This window comes from Streptomyces durhamensis (assembly GCF_000725475.1).
GTDB classification, from domain to species: Bacteria; Actinomycetota; Actinomycetes; order Streptomycetales; family Streptomycetaceae; genus Streptomyces; species Streptomyces filipinensis.
The window spans coordinates 364,915-379,650 of sequence record NZ_JNXR01000002.1 but is presented as its reverse complement, the minus strand read 5'-3'; the positions used below and the strand labels follow the sequence as shown (position 1 = coordinate 379,650).

Below are 14,736 nucleotides of genomic sequence, written 5' to 3'. Positions count from 1 at the left end.
GCACCATGGCCGAGGAGACGCAGAGGAAGTACGACAACACCACCATCGCCGCTCTCATGACCCTAGCGAGGGGCGGCTGCTACGCCCCCCGCTGTGGAGCACCGACGGTGCGCATCATCGACGGCAAGCCCGTCCTGAACCTGGACATCGCCCACATTCGCGCTCTGAAGGCGGGCGGGAAGCGGTACGACCCTTCGTGGAGCCTGGAAGAGAGGAACAGCTTCGCCAACCTGCTGTTGTTGTGCAATGTGCACCACAAGCGCGTCGACGGTGTGGACGGCGAGAAGTACACCGTGGAGATCCTTGAAGGGTGGAAGCGCGTCCGCGAAGCCGACGGACAAGACGCCCTTGCGGGATTGAGCGGGCTGACTGAGGCCCGGTTGGTCAAGATGATCCAAGAGGCTCAGGATCAGTACGTCGATCGTCTCGCTCCGGTGTTGGGGGCCATCGCGAAACAGGTACCGGAGTTGTCGTCTCTTCTCAAGGTCCTCAAGACAGACCTTGAGCGCACACAGGGGCGTACGCCTGGCATTTCGGAGGACACGGCCTGGATGGTTTACGAGGCCGGCCGAAGCCTGGCGCATCTCCAGGACAACGCGCCTTTGCTGATGGAGGCCGGTGACGACCTCGCGCATCTGCAAGACAACGTCAGCTTGCTGACGTCCGCAGCTCAGGCCTTGATGCGCCTGTCAGAGCTGCCGGCAGCTCTCGACAACGCAGCCGACAACATTCGGAGCGCTGCGGCTTCCCTCTCGGACGCAAGGAGGTACTGAGCGAGGTAGGCGCCAACTGGCTAGACCCGAGCTGCCACCTGGGCCCGTAGCTGAGGCCCAGGTGGATCAATCAAGTTCTGCACCAGGAGGCTCGGCCGTCATCGCTTGCGCTATTTGCGCCCATGACCTCTTCGTCCCGAAGCAACTTCGGTAGGTGTGCTGCCGTGGGAGGTCCTGCCGCCCACCTGCGCTGATGATCCGCAGACGTCCGCACTCGTCCGCCGTTGTTCGTCGGCGTTGTCACGCAGTTAGACACTCACCGATGCGCGGATCAGCGCACGTCAGCTCAATTCTCCGGGCCTGGGCATGGTTCAACCAGTGTCGGAGATCCAATTGGGTGACCTGCGGCTGTCGCCCGCTACGACTGTCGTCAGCAGTCGTCACCGGTCACCGCTGAAGGGCCTCGGACGGCCCAGGGATGGCCCAGCGGAGATCACTCGTCGGCTGCCAGCCACTCATCGAGCCGGACCTTGACCTGGTGGTTGTGGGCGGCGTGCCAGATGACCTTCCCGCTGACGAAGGCCCCGAGGGCTGGGAGGTCCATCCCGAGTGGCATGGCCGTGATCTCCGCCAGCGCTATGGCGTTCGGCACGCCGTCAATGCGTATGAAGACCCCGAAGCGCTGGCGCCCGATGACCTTGCCGGTGATCCGGGCCTCGACGGGCAGAGCGGCGACGGTTGCCTCCCAGCTCTCCCGCACCAAGTCCGCGGCCGGCACTCCGGAGTGCGTGGGCCACGCGTACTCATCCATCGGTAGATCATGACGCTGGGAGCAGGCCCTCGTCTGCCACCCGGCTGTAGCCGACGGATCAATCCATCATGATCTGAGTCATGTCTGATACTTGGTCACCGCGTTGGCCGTACTGTGGCACAGGAGCAACCCAAGCAGACCCGGTTGGCTGCCCTGGCATTCTCCTAGAAAATCAATCCTCGTGCCTGGCTCACGCCAGCGATGAGGCCCGCAGTGACTATTTGCAGAGTCTCCGCCCTGGGGCGAGCTTCGACCTTAGAGGGACCCCGTTCACTGAAGAGCTATTTCAGCAAGTGGCTAATCGTCTGCGTGTCGCTCCCCAGACTACCCCCGAGTTCGGCAGGGTGGACTTTTCTCTCTGCGACTTCCAGGCGGTACAGCTTCAAGGTGCGGCATTCCATGGAATGGCAGACTTCACCGGAGCAACCTTCAACGGCGTAGCTAATTTCATGAGAGTAACCTTCGAGAGGATCGCCGATTTCCGGGCGGCTATATTCAATGAAGCTGGAATGTTTGACATGGCCGTCTTTGAGTCTGCTGCCCTCTTTGAGGGTGCAAATTTTATGCGCCAAGCGGCGTTCAGCTCAGTAAAGATAAAAGAGGAGGCTGATTTTAAGGAGGTTCAAGTATCAGGAGAAGGCGAATTCTATGAAGTTAATTTCTCGGCTGACGCAGATTTCCAGGGGGCGGTATTTTCTGACAGTGTATGGATGGAGAGAGCAACCTTTCAGGCCGCCCCTCAACTTGGACCGCTCAGCGTGGCAGGTCAGTTTGACTTGAGTCATGCCGTTTTTGAAGTGCCAGTCACCATTGAAATGAGCGCGCAAGAGCTAAGGTGCCGACGTACGCGCTGGAACTCCACAGTCACGATGCGATTGAGGTACGCGCAAGTTGACTTGTCTGATGCCGTGATTGATCACCCAATGGCTCTAATGGGGCACCTTGCGCCTTTTGACCTTCCGCTGGGCCAGTCCTTGGACGAGTCGAAAGTGACAGATGCCGCTAATCCTAATCCGTCGGTTTATGTCACTTCCATTCGGGGCGTAGACGCTGCCCACCTAGTTCTCACAGACGTGGATCTATCGCGCTGCCTCTTCGTGGGAGCATTTCATCTTGATCAGATCCGACTAGAAGGCCATTGCGATTTTGCTTATACGCCCAGAGGGCTACACTTTGGCCGCACTTTGGTGCCGGTACGCTGGTGGACTAAGCGGCGTGTTATTGCAGAAGAGCATCATTGGCGTGCGCTTTTTTTCTTTCCATCAAATTCTAGAGCCGGGTGGTCCCCCGTCTCGCCATCTGAGTGTGTTGGACTGGGTCCGCGCGGTCTGGCAGCCGCCTATCGTCAACTGAGAAAAGGGTATGAAGACGGGAAGGATGAGCCCGGCGCGGCAGATTTTTACTACGGCGAGATGGAGATGCGCCGGAAAGACCGTATGAGTCCTTTGGGAGAACGTGGTCTACTCTCCCTTTATTGGCTTCTTTCGGGCTATGGCCTGAGAGCTTCTAGAGCGTTTGGTTGGCTCCTTCTTTTTATGTCGATCACGGTTTTGCTGATGCTGGGAATCGGTCTTCCTGGTAGCACTCCCAAGCAAGTGGCTTCCGGAAATATCCCGCCGAACCTGGGCCGGGTAACTCTCACCATTGATAAACAGGATGCGACGCTTACGCTGCCGAGAAGGGATCGCTTCACGCGAAAAAGGTTGGATCAGGCACTGCAGGTAGTACTGAATTCAGTGATATTTCGCGCAAGCGGTCAGGACCTCACGCCGTCGGGCACCTACCTTGAGATGCTCAGCCGGCTGACCGAACCGGTCCTGCTGGGGCTGGGAGTTCTTGCAGTGCGGGGACGGATCAAACGCGGTTGACACCGCATGCGCTTCGTCCGCACTCGTTGCCGTCACTCCGTCCGGCCCTCGATACGTGACCACCGCTTTACAAGTTCGATCCGCGCCCGCGCCGACCGTTGCTGTCGACTGGTGCGACAGCCGGACGAAGCCGCTGGTGTGCGCCTCCGTCCGGCGTCGTTGATGTCAGCCGTAGATGTCAGAGACCTTCTGATCCGTCAGCTCTGGAGAGTTCGGTCGTTAGAGGTTTCACAGGCTGCCATGGGAGCTGTGGGGGCCGATGCCGAGCGCTACCAGTTGCTGGTACTGCTGTACGTCTGCCCGTGGCGTGATAGTCGAGTGTGAAGGCTGAGGTCGGCTGTGGGATGTGACCGCTGCCAGCCTCTCGCGTACCCCGTGGGGGTTGTCACCCGTACGTAGGGAAGTCATTGCCCAGGATGATCCGCCAAAGACGTATAGCTTCACGGTGGTCGCCCCGTTTCTCAGCGGCCAATGCCAGGCCTGCTCTGTCCCGAGCACTCTTGAGGCTGTCATTCACGGCGCCCTTGCTGACCCAGTTCAAGTAGGTGGAAAGGTCACCGCTAAATCCGGCGGGATCTTGCACGGAGAGATTGTGAAGGTTGTAGTCGAAGAACAATCGAAGCGCTGCCCTTGAGTTATTTCCCAGGGTTCCGTACGTCCGCGCAACCAGCATCTCAAGGTGGAAGGAGGAAAGGCGCGAGCTGTGAGCCTCGTTCCACTTCTTGGCGAACCGAATGATTTTCTTGAGGTCACCGCCCAGAGCGTTGTTACGATCGTTGAGATACGTCTCGTGTTTGTTGGGATTGGTGGTCAACCAATTACCCGCACCATCAGGGATGCCGTAATTTCCACTCGTGTATTTTTCAACCGGTGCCACGTCCACGCTCAGGCCGTCGGCATAGAAGAACCGCACGGCCTGGCCGCGAGCGCCAATCTTGCGCACGGGCGAGTTTTCGTTAAGAACCTTCCGCACCCGATACAGAAACTCAGAGGAATTGTCCCGGTATCTTCGGTTCCACAATTCCTGGTCGACATGTAGATGAACCATGAGATCAATGTCATCGACAGGATTGCGCGCGGTGTTCCGCCCGAGCGAGCCGATAATCGTGTGAGACTGATAGCGGATGTCGTTCCCGGCAGGAAATGCTGCCTTGAGGACGTTTACGACGGCATCTCGGCGGCCGTAGACCTTGGTCCAGGTGGCAGGTGACGGCTTCACCTTGGCGTCGAACTCGTTGAACGCGGCCACTGTGGTCGTCGCCATTCCTACTCCCCCTCGTCCGTGGTGTAGCTCTGGCCCCCGCCGCTTATGTTTTTGCTGGACTTCTTGTAGGCCAGGCGGCCCGGTGGGTCGGACGTCTTGTTGAGCTCATCCCGAGTATTGGTGAGATTGCGCAATGTGTCTCGCGCGTCCTCGTGGCTCATGTCGGCCAGGTCAATCGTGAGGAACTGTCGGGCGGCTGTCTGCAACTGAAGGTAGGCGTTTGCCGACGCCTGGGCCTGTGTCATGCGACGCGACGCGTTCACGGTGGTCAGGGTGGCGCTGAACGCGGCCGAGATGAGAGCCAACACCCCGGGCCAGACGCCGAGGTCGCCGCCTAGGGCAGTTCCGCCAGAGATGGCGGCGAGCGCTGCTGCCGGGACACCGAGAGTTAGATTGATGAGCCGCCACAACTTGGCCTGCTCGAACTGTCCTTGAGCACTCCACAACGCACTCTCGTGAATGCGGTCGGCTTCTTGTGCGATGGCTCGATGCGACTCAGGGATGCCGTTAGGGATCAGTGACACAAACACCTCATTAGGCCAAAAATCATGCAAGCAGGTGAAGATGGGACAAGCAGAGAAGCCGGCCAATGTAATGCGATGCTTTGCGACGTCCATCAGCGCGCGGCATGCTCGCGCCTGCAAAACAGGCCTGATCCACGGAGTGTGGCCGACTGATGGATAGTCCCCTCGAACTACACGCCCGTCCGCTACACCATTTTGCCCCGTGACGCCAGTTAGCCTACTATCACGGTTACCGTGAATTCGCTGTCGCCCTTTTTGCGTAGGCCGCTAAGGTCGCGCATGAACTCTTCGGGATCTAGGATGCATCGTCCCGGATCATGAACGTAGGCGAAAAGGCGTCGACATTCGGAGTGGGCGTGATAACTCTCAAAGTCCACCCGGAGTTCGTCCGCTACCCTCTTAGCGTGTCGGGCATCGCGCACATATTTGCATTCGATCACAATGCCGACATCCTTCACGATCAGATCTATCCTCTTTGCCGACCCGGCATTCTTAGGTGTCCATTCTTCCCGCGAAACGGAGGGAAATACGGCGCTAAGTGCGGCCTCGGCGATGTCTTGAACGTCGTACTCGTTTTCAACGCTGAATGCAGGTCGGGAGTTAGACCGGGTGGCCAGCTTTCGCGCTGTCACAGGGATCGACTTCAGGGCCTGAAGCGCCAGTTCCTCGTGATTTGATTGCCCACCGAGCGTGGGAACTGCCTCGTAGCGATCCCTCCTCGCGCCGCATATCAGCAGCTCCATCTCGGAACTCAGGAAGCTAGCGAAGCAGCCGCGGTTGTCAATCGGTGTCCCGTCTTTGAGTCTCCCATTGCCGTATTGGGCGTAACTGGCGACACGCTTCCGATACTTTTCATCCTGTACGGCTAGAACCGCCCCTGTGAAATCGCGCGTCTCCCGGTATGCTGCGTTGAATTGCTGGTGAGCAACATGGGCTTCGACGTATTCATATATCTCGGCGGGAGTAAAAGCGATTCGGTACCGCGTGAACGTGCCCAGGAACTCACCATCACTGTCACGGTCGGCGAACTCGTGGTACACGGCGCCCTCGGCCTCAAGGGTTCGCAAGTCCTCGGCGTGACCCGAGAGCACCTTGAACGTCTTGCCGAATGCTGTAATGGTGACCCGATCGCTCATCTCCGCCCCTCCTGATGGTAGCTGCTTTGGGGCGAGTGATCATGGCCCCGTAAGCTTCCGGCGCGTCGGGCAGTCTGTGGACCTGCCCGTTAAAGCACGACGTTGGGGCCATGATCTTAGAGGCTCGCCCCAAAGTGGCTGCCTAAAGCCGTGGAGCCGACCGCCCCAGCCACAGAGGGTGTCTCCCACTTCATGCCCGCAGCCGCCGAGCGCGCCGCCGGGCGCGGCCAGCCGGGGCGAAGACAGGAGGCAGGCCGCGCCGCAGAGGCGGCGCGCGCCCGCGCCGTGCGCGGGCCTTGATGAAGTAGAGAAGGTTTTATCCCGCTGGAATGAGGCGCTTGCCGTCGTGGCTGCGGACGTGGGGGCCGTTGCCGTCCAGGGCGTCCAGGAGTCGGACCGCGAAGACCTCGGCCATGCGCTCGCTGACCTCCTGAGGGGTGAGCCAGGAGACGGCAGTGGACTCGCTGGAGGTGCGCTCGGTGCCGCCGGAAGGCTTGCAGCGGAAGACCAGGGCGACGACGCCGCGGGTCAGGTTCTTGTAGACGCCGGTCAGTTCGTCCACCTCGATGTGGATGCCTGTCTCCTCCAGGACCTCACGGGCGACGCCGGCCTCGGGGGTCTCGTTGAGTTCGAGGATGCCGCCGGGGAGTTCCCAGGTGCCGTTGTCGGCTCGGCGAATCGCCAGGAGTCGGCCGTCCTCGCGCACCACCACTCCGGCCACGGATACGGAGTGCAGGGGAGACGGCGTCGCTTCCTGTGCTTGACTCATGTAGAGGAGCATAGGAGGCAGGGAAGGACTATGGGAACTGCGGCTGGAGGGGTCGGAACCGGACCTCGATATGTGCAGATCGCGGACGAGATCGTGCAGCAGATCCGGGCGGGCGTTCTCAAGCCTGGCGACATGGTGCCCAGCGAGTCCGAGCTGGTGGAGCGCTACGGAGTGTCCGGCGGGACGATCCGTAAGGCCATGGTCGAGGTGCGGGCCAGTGGGCTGGTCGAGACCCGGCACGGCAAGGGCTCCATCGTGAAGAACCGGCCTCCGGTACGGCACCGCTCCTCCGATCGCTTCCGGCGCTCGCTCCGGCAGGGTGGGCAGGCGGCCTACCTCGCGGAGTCCGCGCAGTCCGGTGCGACGGCCAAGGTCAGCGTCCTCTATATCGGGCCCATGGAGGCGCCCGAGGATGCCGCCCAGAGGCTGGGGGTCCCGGTCGGTGCGCAGGTGCTGGCTCGTCGGCGTCTCTACTTCCGTAACGGCACCCCGGTCGAGACCGCGACGTCGTACCTGCCCTGGGACGTCGTGAAGGAGATCCCGGAGCTGTTCGCCGAGAACCCCGGCGGTGGTGGCATCTACGCCCGGCTCGAAGACCACGGGCACGAGTTCGCGGAGTTCGTCGAGACGTTGCAGGCGCGGCCGGTCTCGAAGGCGGAGGCTTCGGAGCTGGCGCTCAGCCCCGGTGCGCCGGTGGTGCACCTGATCCGTGAGGCGCGTACGACCGCGGGGATCGTGGTCGAGGTCTGCGACACCCTGATGGCCGCTGACCAATTCGTCTTCGAGTACCGGATCCCTGCCGTCGACTGACGCGCACTCAACTCTCCACAACCCGTCGTGAGTTCTTCTTCGCGGCGGGTTGACTCATGTACAGGAGTGGGGCACTCTTCTTCATGTCACTCATGTACATGAGTGACGGAGTTCATCATCTATAGAGGAGTGATCGCTATGCGTCAGATCCCCGTCGACACCTCCGGCGCGGTCGTGATGGTCGCCAAGCCCCCGCAGCCCAAGGTGCGTGACCGCCGTACCGGGGAGATTGCCACGGACGTCGAGACCGGTGCGCCTTTGATGACGGTCGACGTGATGTTCGCGGCGAACGAGGAGGTGGAGATCCTCTCCATCACCGTTCCGGAACCCGGCGTCACCGGCGAGCTGGCCATGGGCACCCCGGTCGCGCTCACCGGCCTGATGGCCCGGCCCTGGGAGAACGACTTCAACGGCCAGAGGCGGCACGGCATCGCGTTCCGCGCGGTCGCGGTCACCTCGCTCGCCGACGCCGTCGCAGGACCAAAGGCGGCCTGATCATGACCGCCTTAACGGTCGCTCTGGTGTTGGTCGCCGTCGCCGTGGGTCTCCTGCGGTGGCGGCGCCCCGCCTGGTACTGGTTGACCTTCGGGGTCACGCTGGCCGTGGTGCGGGTCCTGGTCCGGTACGGCTCGGTCATGGACGCGTGCGGGTTGACCGTCCCGCCCGCGCGATGGCGACTCGCTCTCGCCCGTGCCACCAACCGGCCGACGCCGGAGTTCCGGGCCCCTCGGATCCTGCGGATGCGGCCCACTCGTACCGGCCTGGTCCTGCGGCTCAGACTCCGCCCTGGGCAGGACGCCTTCGACGTCGCCGCCGCCTCGGACCGGCTCCGGCACTCGTTCGCGATGTACGGCGTCACCTCGCGGGAGCTGCGCTCCGGCGTCGTAGAGGTGCGGATGACCGGCTACGACGTGCTGAAGCGCGTCCAGATGCCGGCCGAGACGGACACCAGGCCGATGCGGGTGCCGGTCGCCCTGCGGCAGGACGGCTCGGTGCACTACCGCGACTACCGGGCGATACCCCACGCCCTCACCCTCGGCGCCACGGAGTCCGGCAAGTCCGTCTACCAACGCAACCTGGTGGCCGGACTCGCCCCGATGGACGTCGCTCTCGTCGGCATCGACTGCAAGCAGGGGGTGGAACTGTTCCCGCTGGCCCGCCGGTTCTCCGCGCTGGCCGACGATCCCGACACCGCCGCCGACGTACTCGATGCGCTCGTGGTCCGGATGGAGGGGATCTATCAGGTCATCCGGGCTCAGCAGCGGATCGCCGCCGATGTTCCCGATGCGGAGATCGCCGCCGACATCTGGGACCTGCCCGATCACCTGCGCCCGGTCCCGGTCGTGGTCCTGATCGACGAGGTCGCCGAACTCGCCCTGTTCACCACCAAGGAGGAGGAAAAGCGCCGAGACCGCATCATCACCGCACTGGTCCGCCTCGCTCAGCTCGGCCGCGCGGCCGGCATATACCTCGAAATCTGCGGACAGCGCTTCGGCTCCGAACTCGGCAAGGGCATCACCATGCTCCGTGCCCAGCTCAGCGGCCGTACCGCCCACCGCGTCAACGACGAGACCTCCGCCAACATGGCCTTCGGCGACATCGCCCCGGACGCCGTCCTCGCCGCCATCCAGATCCCGGCCGAGATGCGCGGGCTCGCCATCTCGGGCGACTCCTCCGGAGGCTGGCACCGCATCCGCGCCCCGCACACCTCGCTCCGGCAGGCCGTGAACATCTGCAACCGGCACGCCGACCGGACGCCGGACCTGCCCGAACTGGCCTCGTTCCGGCCCGTCCTCTCCGCCTCCGCCCCCGCTCCCACATCGCTGGCGAAGGCTGCTTCCTCAGCAACAGGCTGATCTCTCTCGGATCCCCCCGGTCGGCGTGACCGCCTTCGCGCCAGATCCCTACCCCGCCATGCCCAGAGAAAGGAGATCCCGCCGTGTGCCCGAACTGCGAGGACTTCGCCCGGACCCTGCTCCTCCTCGGCCAGCTCGCCTTGTACGCCGAGACCGCCGGCGCCGACCTCGACTTCGTGGAAGACGTCAGCGCCTCCCTCGCCGTCTCCCTGCCCGAGCCGCCGCCGGGTACGTTCCCGTCCGCCTACGACCCCGACTGGCCTGGTGACTTCTGATGGGTGCCCGTCACGGTCTCCGGGTCGACGCGGTCCTCGTTCAGGCCGTCATCGCCGGTGCCCTGTCCTTCGCCCACCTGCACGACCTCGCCGCCGCTGCCGGACAGACCGGCTGGAAGGCGTGGGCCTACCCGGTCAGTGTCGATCTGCTCCTGGTCGCCGCCTGGCGACGCCTGCGCAGTGAGGGCCCGTCTCGGCTGGCCTGGTGCTGGTTCGTCGTCGCGCTGTTCGCCTCGCTCGGCGCCAACGTCGCCACGGCCGGGTTCCTGGACCTGGCCGACCCGCCCGCCCTGCTCCGCCTCGGCATCGCTGGATGGCCCGCGCTCGCCTTCCTCGGCGGAACGCTCCTCGCGCACTCGTCGCCTGCGGAGTCGGGGCCGGTGCCGCCGGCATCCGCCGTGGACGTGGAGGAGGTCGTGTCTCCGGTGGAGCAGCCGGTCCCGGATACCGAACCCGCATCGGCAACTGAGCCCGCGCCCGAGCCTGACGCGGCCCCCGCATCCCCGGCCCCGGCTCCCGCTCCTCCGGCTCCCGCTCCTCCAGTTCCTGCCGTCCTGGTCGACCACGCCCGCAAGGTCGCGGACGAGTACCGAGCCCGTACCGGTGCCCCGATCGACACGGACACCTTGCGCTCCCGCATGGGCGTCCCGCCCCACCTTGCCGACGCCATCGCGGCCCACCTCACCTGATCAGCGAGAGAGGCAGACCCGGTGACCCACGACCCGGCAGACCTGACCGCCTCCGACTACCTCGACGGCGCCCGCGAGATGGCCGCCGCCGACCGCCCCTTCCTCGCCCACCTGCTCGCCGAGGAAGCCGCCCGCCTCACCGCCGACCCGGCCACCGCCGCCGGTATCCGCGCCGGCTTCCCCGCCCCGGCCACGACCCGAGAGGAGACCGACTGACATGCCCGCTCGTGACCACTTCCACTCCGTGATGCGCATCGGCCCGGTGCAGATCGGCACGCACCGCAACCGCCACGGCCAGACCAAACACGCTGCCGTGTGCACCTCCGACGGCTGCGGCTGGTCCTCCGACTACTCCACTCAGTCCGCGGCCCAGCTGGCCGCCCGCACCCACCGCTGCCGCATCCGCTAGGAGGTCACCGCGATGCAGGTCCCGCTCTGGTTCGCGCTGCTCGTCGTCGGCTACCTCGGCGTCAAGCTCATCCGCCCGCCCGCCTGGCTCATCGCCGTACTCCTGCTGGGCGGCTTCCTCCTCGCCGACAGCGTCCTCGCCCCGGCCATCAACGCCCTCGTCAAGTAGCCCACCGCGAGAGGAGACCACCCATGTTCCGCCCGAAGATCCCCACCATGCCCCTGCCGACGGGCCTCACCACCCCGCCCGCCGTCATCGAGGCGACCACCATCACCCGGCGCGCAGAGACTCCGCCGGCCGTCCAGCCGACTCCGGCGCCGTCCCGGCCCACGGTCCAGCTCACCCCCGGCACCGCACTCGCCCTCGTCGGCGGCGGCACGGCCGTCGTCCTGGTCCTCGGTGCCGTCCTGGTCTCGCTGCTCCTGGCGGTCGCCATCACCGGTGCTTCGGTCGCCGTCTGCGCGGTCGTCCTGCGCTCCCTGCTCGCATCCGACGCCAAGCGTCGCTGACCGGCCCCCGGGCGGCCTCGATACCGCCAAGCATCCGCCGCCCGGGCGCCGTCCCTCACCGATCTCGCAACCGGAAGGAAACCCAAGCATGGCCCACCGCGCCTCACCCGCGACACCGAGGGCGCCCATGCCGAACACGCTGCTCGACCCGATCGCCCTCGGGGGCGTACTCCGAGTGGCCTCGGCCTCCGACTACGCCCGGTGGGAAGACCAGATCCGCCGCACCGGTGGCTGCTCCGACCCGATCCACCTCACCGGCTGGGTCCTCCACAAAGACAAGACCAGCGGCGAGACCCTGCACCACTACTCCACTGAGAACGAGCCGGGCGGACGCCTCCGCCTCGCCTGCGGCAACCGTCGAGCCTCCCGCTGCCCGTCCTGCGCCTGGACCTACGCGGGCGACACGTACCACCTGATCCGCGCCGGACTGGCCGGAGACGACCGCCGCGACGTCCCCGCCACCGTCCGCGATCACCCGCGCGTATTCGCCACCCTCACGGCCCCCTCGTTCGGCTCGGTCCACAACCGTCCCGACCACGGCTCCTGCCGCTGCGGCACCCCGCACGCGCCCGACGCCCCTGAGCTGGGCACCGCTCTCGATCCGGAGAGTTACGACTACGCGGGCGCTGTGCTGTTCAACAACCACGCCGGTCAGCTCTGGCAGCGCTTCACCACGCGACTCCGCCGCGAACTCGCCGCCCGCGCCGGCCTGCCTCGCCGGGAACTGGCCGACCACCTTCGCGTTTCGTACGGCAAGGTCGCCGAGTTCCAGAAGCGTGGTGCCCTGCACTTCCATGCCGTCGTACGGCTCGACGGCCCGGAGGGGCCCGGGACGCCTCCGCCCGCCTGGGCCACCGTCGGCCTCCTCACGGACGCACTCCAGGCCGCCGCAGAGCACTCGTACACCTCCGTCTCGGTCCCCGCTGCCGGTGACGAGCCCGCCCGCACCTTCCGCTGGGGTCGCCAGCTCGACGTCCGCCCGGTCAAGGCCTTCGGCGACGGCTCCGACATCACCGAACAGGCCGTCGCCTCCTACGTCGCCAAGTACGCGACCAAGGCCGCCGAGAACACCGGCACCCTGGACCGTCGTATCGGCGAACTCGCCGAACTCGACCGCCACCAGGTCCCCGACCACACCCGGCGGCTCATCACCGCCTGCCGCGACCTGGACAGTCTGTACCCGGACCGCCGCCTCTGGGCCTGGGCCCACATGCTCGGGTTCCGCGGGCACTTCTCGTCCAAGTCGCGCAGCTACTCCACGACCCTCGGCGCCCTCCGCCAGGACCGCGCCGACTTCCGCGCCGCCCAGGAGGCAGCCGTCCTCGGCCTCGACGACCGCGAGCCGGACACCGTCCTCGTCCTGGCGGACTGGCAGTACGCCGGCCACGGCCACACCCCGGGTGAAGCCGCCCTCGCCGCAACCATCGCCCGCGACCTCCAAACCAACCGCGAGACCGCCCGGGACGTCCTTGCCGGCCAGCTGAACGCCGAAAGGGAGGTCTGACCGTGGCAGCAAAGCTTCCGACCCGGTTCCTGACCCCTGAGGACCTGGTCGAGATGTTCGAACTCCCCAGTGTCGAGACGATCTACCAGTGGCGCCGCAAGCACACCGGTCCGCGCGGCTTCCGCGTCGGTCGGCATCTCCGCTTCGACCCGACCGATGTGCGGGCCTGGGTGGACACCCAGCTGGGGGAGGCCGCCTGATGGCCGGACACGTTCAGGACCGCTGGTACAGGACCGAGGTCGGCGCGGACGGCAAGCCTCACAGGGTAAAGACCGAGCGCTACGGCACCGGCATGCGCTACCGGGCCCGCTACATCGGCCCGGATGGCACAGAGAAGTCCAAGAGCTTCCCTGACAAGCAGAAGAGGTTGGCCGAGAAGTGGCTGACCAACATCGAAGCCGACATGGCGCGCGGGCAGTACATCGATCCGCAAGCGGCCCGGACAACGTTCCGGGAGTACACGGATCGCTGGCTCGCGTCGCTCACGACCGATCTGACGAGCCGGGCTGCCGTCGAGGGCCGACTGCGCTTGCACGCTCTGCCCTACCTCGGCACCCGCCCCATCGGCTCGTTCCAGCCCGAGCACATCCGCGACTGGAACCGCCACCTCGAAGACGCCGTGGCGTCAGCCCAGTACCGGCGCCTCATCTTCGACGCCGTCTCCTCCGTACTGAACGCGGCCGTAGATGACCGCCTGCTGGCCTCGAATCCTTGCCGGGCCCGATCGGTCAAGGCGCCCCGTCCCACGCCGACACGCGTGCACCCGTGGTCTGCTGAACAGGTCTTCGGCGTACGGGCTGGCCTCCCCGAGCGCTATATGGCCATGGTCGACCTCGGCGCGGGATGCGGGCTGCGACAGGGCGAGATCTTCGGCCTGGCCGTCGACAACATCGGAGACCTCGGCTGGCTGTACGTCCGCCAACAGGTGAAGAAGGTTCGCGGCACGCTCGTCTTCGCTCCGCCGAAGCGCGGCAAGCTCCGTGACGTCCCCCTCGACCCCGAGGTATCGGCGGCCCTCCGCGAGCATATGGAGCGCTTCCCGCCGGTCGAGGTGACCTTGCCCTGGCTTACACCGACCGGTCCGAAGATCACACACCGCCTCGTCTTCACAAGCAGCATCGGCGCCGCCATCTGGAGCCAGGGGTTCAACGACCAGGCATGGAAGCCTGCGCTGGCCTCGGCCGGCATCATCCCGACCCCGGAGAAGGGTCAGCGCTATGCAGCCGCCCGCGAGCACGGCATGCACGCCCTCCGCCACTTCTACGCCTCGGTCCTCCTGGACGCCGGGGAGAACATCAAGGCCCTGAGCCTCTACCTCGGACACAGCGACCCGGGGTTCACCCTCCGCGTCTACACGCACCTGATGCCGTCCAGCGAGACCCGGACCCGGAAGGCCATCTCCGCGATGTATCGGGCGGCCGGTCACGCTCACGACGGCCCGAAGACGGACGACGGCCCAGAGACGGCCCAGGCTGCCTGAGACGGCCCCTCATCGGCGGGAAACCTGCTGGTGAGGGGCCCTTTCGTACCCTCCCGTGGCAAGTAACACCCCATCTTGCCGTACGGCCACCCCTGGGCGGAAACCCGTTAGCTCGGGCG

General features: G+C 65.3%; 19 protein-coding genes. 14 read left to right on the top strand and 5 right to left on the bottom strand.

Features of this window, described 5'->3' with window-relative positions; genetic code table 11:
• Window positions 1–5 precede the first annotated feature (5 nt).
• Window positions 6–773 carry an HNH endonuclease gene (locus IO33_RS0103485; RefSeq protein ID WP_031160000.1) on the top strand — a complete coding sequence of 256 codons (768 nt, stop codon included), beginning with the start codon at window positions 6–8 and terminating at the stop codon, window positions 771–773.
• Window positions 774–1,206: 433 nt separating this feature from the next.
• Here the strand turns inward: IO33_RS0103485 and IO33_RS51645 are convergent, their stop codons facing one another.
• Window positions 1,207–1,524 carry a hypothetical protein gene (locus tag IO33_RS51645; RefSeq protein ID WP_031159998.1) on the bottom strand — a complete coding sequence of 106 codons (318 nt, stop codon included), beginning with the start codon at window positions 1,522–1,524 and terminating at the stop codon, window positions 1,207–1,209.
• A gap of 404 nt (window positions 1,525–1,928) precedes the next feature.
• Here IO33_RS51645 and IO33_RS46880 point away from each other — a divergent pair, with 404 nt between their 5' ends.
• Entirely contained in the window at window positions 1,929–3,392 is a 1,464-nt protein-coding gene (locus IO33_RS46880) for a pentapeptide repeat-containing protein (protein WP_245235669.1), read from the top strand.
• Between the two features lie 385 nt (window positions 3,393–3,777).
• On the opposite strand, the gene IO33_RS50250 is transcribed toward IO33_RS46880, so the two are convergent.
• From IO33_RS50250 to IO33_RS0103465, 4 genes are all read right to left on the bottom strand, one after another.
• The gene (locus tag IO33_RS50250) at window positions 3,778–4,656 is read right to left on the bottom strand and encodes an SMODS domain-containing nucleotidyltransferase (protein ID WP_157857786.1); all 879 of its coding nucleotides are present in this window, start codon (window positions 4,654–4,656) and stop codon (window positions 3,778–3,780) included.
• 2 nt (window positions 4,657–4,658) lie between these two features.
• A complete protein-coding gene (locus IO33_RS0103475; protein WP_167349428.1) occupies window positions 4,659–5,273 on the bottom strand; it encodes an SLATT domain-containing protein in 615 nt (204 codons plus the stop codon).
• 119 nt (window positions 5,274–5,392) lie between these two features.
• The gene (locus IO33_RS45735; RefSeq protein ID WP_051926373.1) at window positions 5,393–6,316 is read right to left on the bottom strand and encodes a PD-(D/E)XK nuclease domain-containing protein; all 924 of its coding nucleotides are present in this window, start codon (window positions 6,314–6,316) and stop codon (window positions 5,393–5,395) included.
• Between the two features lie 316 nt (window positions 6,317–6,632).
• A complete protein-coding gene (locus IO33_RS0103465; RefSeq protein ID WP_031159990.1) occupies window positions 6,633–7,097 on the bottom strand; it encodes an NUDIX hydrolase in 465 nt (154 codons plus the stop codon).
• A gap of 18 nt (window positions 7,098–7,115) precedes the next feature.
• Between IO33_RS0103465 and IO33_RS0103460 the strand changes: the two genes are divergently transcribed.
• The 12 genes from IO33_RS0103460 to IO33_RS0103405 all read left to right on the top strand — a co-directional run bounded on the left by IO33_RS0103460 (window position 7,116) and on the right by IO33_RS0103405 (window position 14,617).
• Entirely contained in the window at window positions 7,116–7,895 is a 780-nt protein-coding gene (locus IO33_RS0103460; protein WP_031159988.1) for a GntR family transcriptional regulator, read from the top strand.
• A 138-nt stretch (window positions 7,896–8,033) separates the two neighbouring features.
• On the top strand, window positions 8,034–8,390 hold the full coding sequence (locus IO33_RS0103455; RefSeq protein ID WP_031159987.1) for an SCO3933 family regulatory protein: 357 nt from the start codon (window positions 8,034–8,036) through the stop codon (window positions 8,388–8,390).
• A gap of 2 nt (window positions 8,391–8,392) precedes the next feature.
• On the top strand, window positions 8,393–9,751 hold the full coding sequence (locus tag IO33_RS0103450) for an FtsK/SpoIIIE domain-containing protein (RefSeq protein WP_031159984.1): 1,359 nt from the start codon (window positions 8,393–8,395) through the stop codon (window positions 9,749–9,751).
• A gap of 83 nt (window positions 9,752–9,834) precedes the next feature.
• Window positions 9,835–10,026, top strand: a complete 192-nt coding sequence (locus tag IO33_RS0103445) for a hypothetical protein (RefSeq protein WP_031159982.1) — start codon at window positions 9,835–9,837, stop codon at window positions 10,024–10,026.
• Window positions 10,026–10,715 carry a DUF2637 domain-containing protein gene (locus IO33_RS0103440; protein WP_031159980.1) on the top strand — a complete coding sequence of 230 codons (690 nt, stop codon included), beginning with the start codon at window positions 10,026–10,028 and terminating at the stop codon, window positions 10,713–10,715. Before IO33_RS0103445 ends, IO33_RS0103440 begins: the two co-directional genes overlap by 1 nt.
• Window positions 10,716–10,736: 21 nt before the next feature.
• Window positions 10,737–10,931, top strand: a complete 195-nt coding sequence (locus IO33_RS0103435) for a hypothetical protein (RefSeq protein ID WP_031159978.1) — start codon at window positions 10,737–10,739, stop codon at window positions 10,929–10,931.
• A gap of 1 nt (window position 10,932) precedes the next feature.
• Entirely contained in the window at window positions 10,933–11,124 is a 192-nt protein-coding gene (locus IO33_RS0103430; protein ID WP_031159976.1) for a mobile element transfer protein, read from the top strand.
• A 12-nt stretch (window positions 11,125–11,136) separates the two neighbouring features.
• Window positions 11,137–11,292 carry a hypothetical protein gene (locus tag IO33_RS49130; RefSeq protein ID WP_107069211.1) on the top strand — a complete coding sequence of 52 codons (156 nt, stop codon included), beginning with the start codon at window positions 11,137–11,139 and terminating at the stop codon, window positions 11,290–11,292.
• A gap of 23 nt (window positions 11,293–11,315) precedes the next feature.
• Window positions 11,316–11,633, top strand: a complete 318-nt coding sequence (locus tag IO33_RS0103420; RefSeq protein WP_031159973.1) for a hypothetical protein — start codon at window positions 11,316–11,318, stop codon at window positions 11,631–11,633.
• A 127-nt stretch (window positions 11,634–11,760) separates the two neighbouring features.
• A complete protein-coding gene (repSA, locus tag IO33_RS0103415; RefSeq protein ID WP_209438799.1) occupies window positions 11,761–13,137 on the top strand; it encodes a replication initiator protein RepSA in 1,377 nt (458 codons plus the stop codon).
• Between the two features lie 53 nt (window positions 13,138–13,190).
• Window positions 13,191–13,337, top strand: a complete 147-nt coding sequence (locus tag IO33_RS0103410; protein WP_245235673.1) for a helix-turn-helix transcriptional regulator — start codon at window positions 13,191–13,193, stop codon at window positions 13,335–13,337.
• Window positions 13,337–14,617 carry a tyrosine-type recombinase/integrase gene (locus IO33_RS0103405; RefSeq protein WP_031159967.1) on the top strand — a complete coding sequence of 427 codons (1,281 nt, stop codon included), beginning with the start codon at window positions 13,337–13,339 and terminating at the stop codon, window positions 14,615–14,617. The genes IO33_RS0103410 and IO33_RS0103405 overlap by 1 nt, the downstream gene beginning before the upstream one ends.
• Window positions 14,618–14,736: the final 119 nt, after the last annotated feature.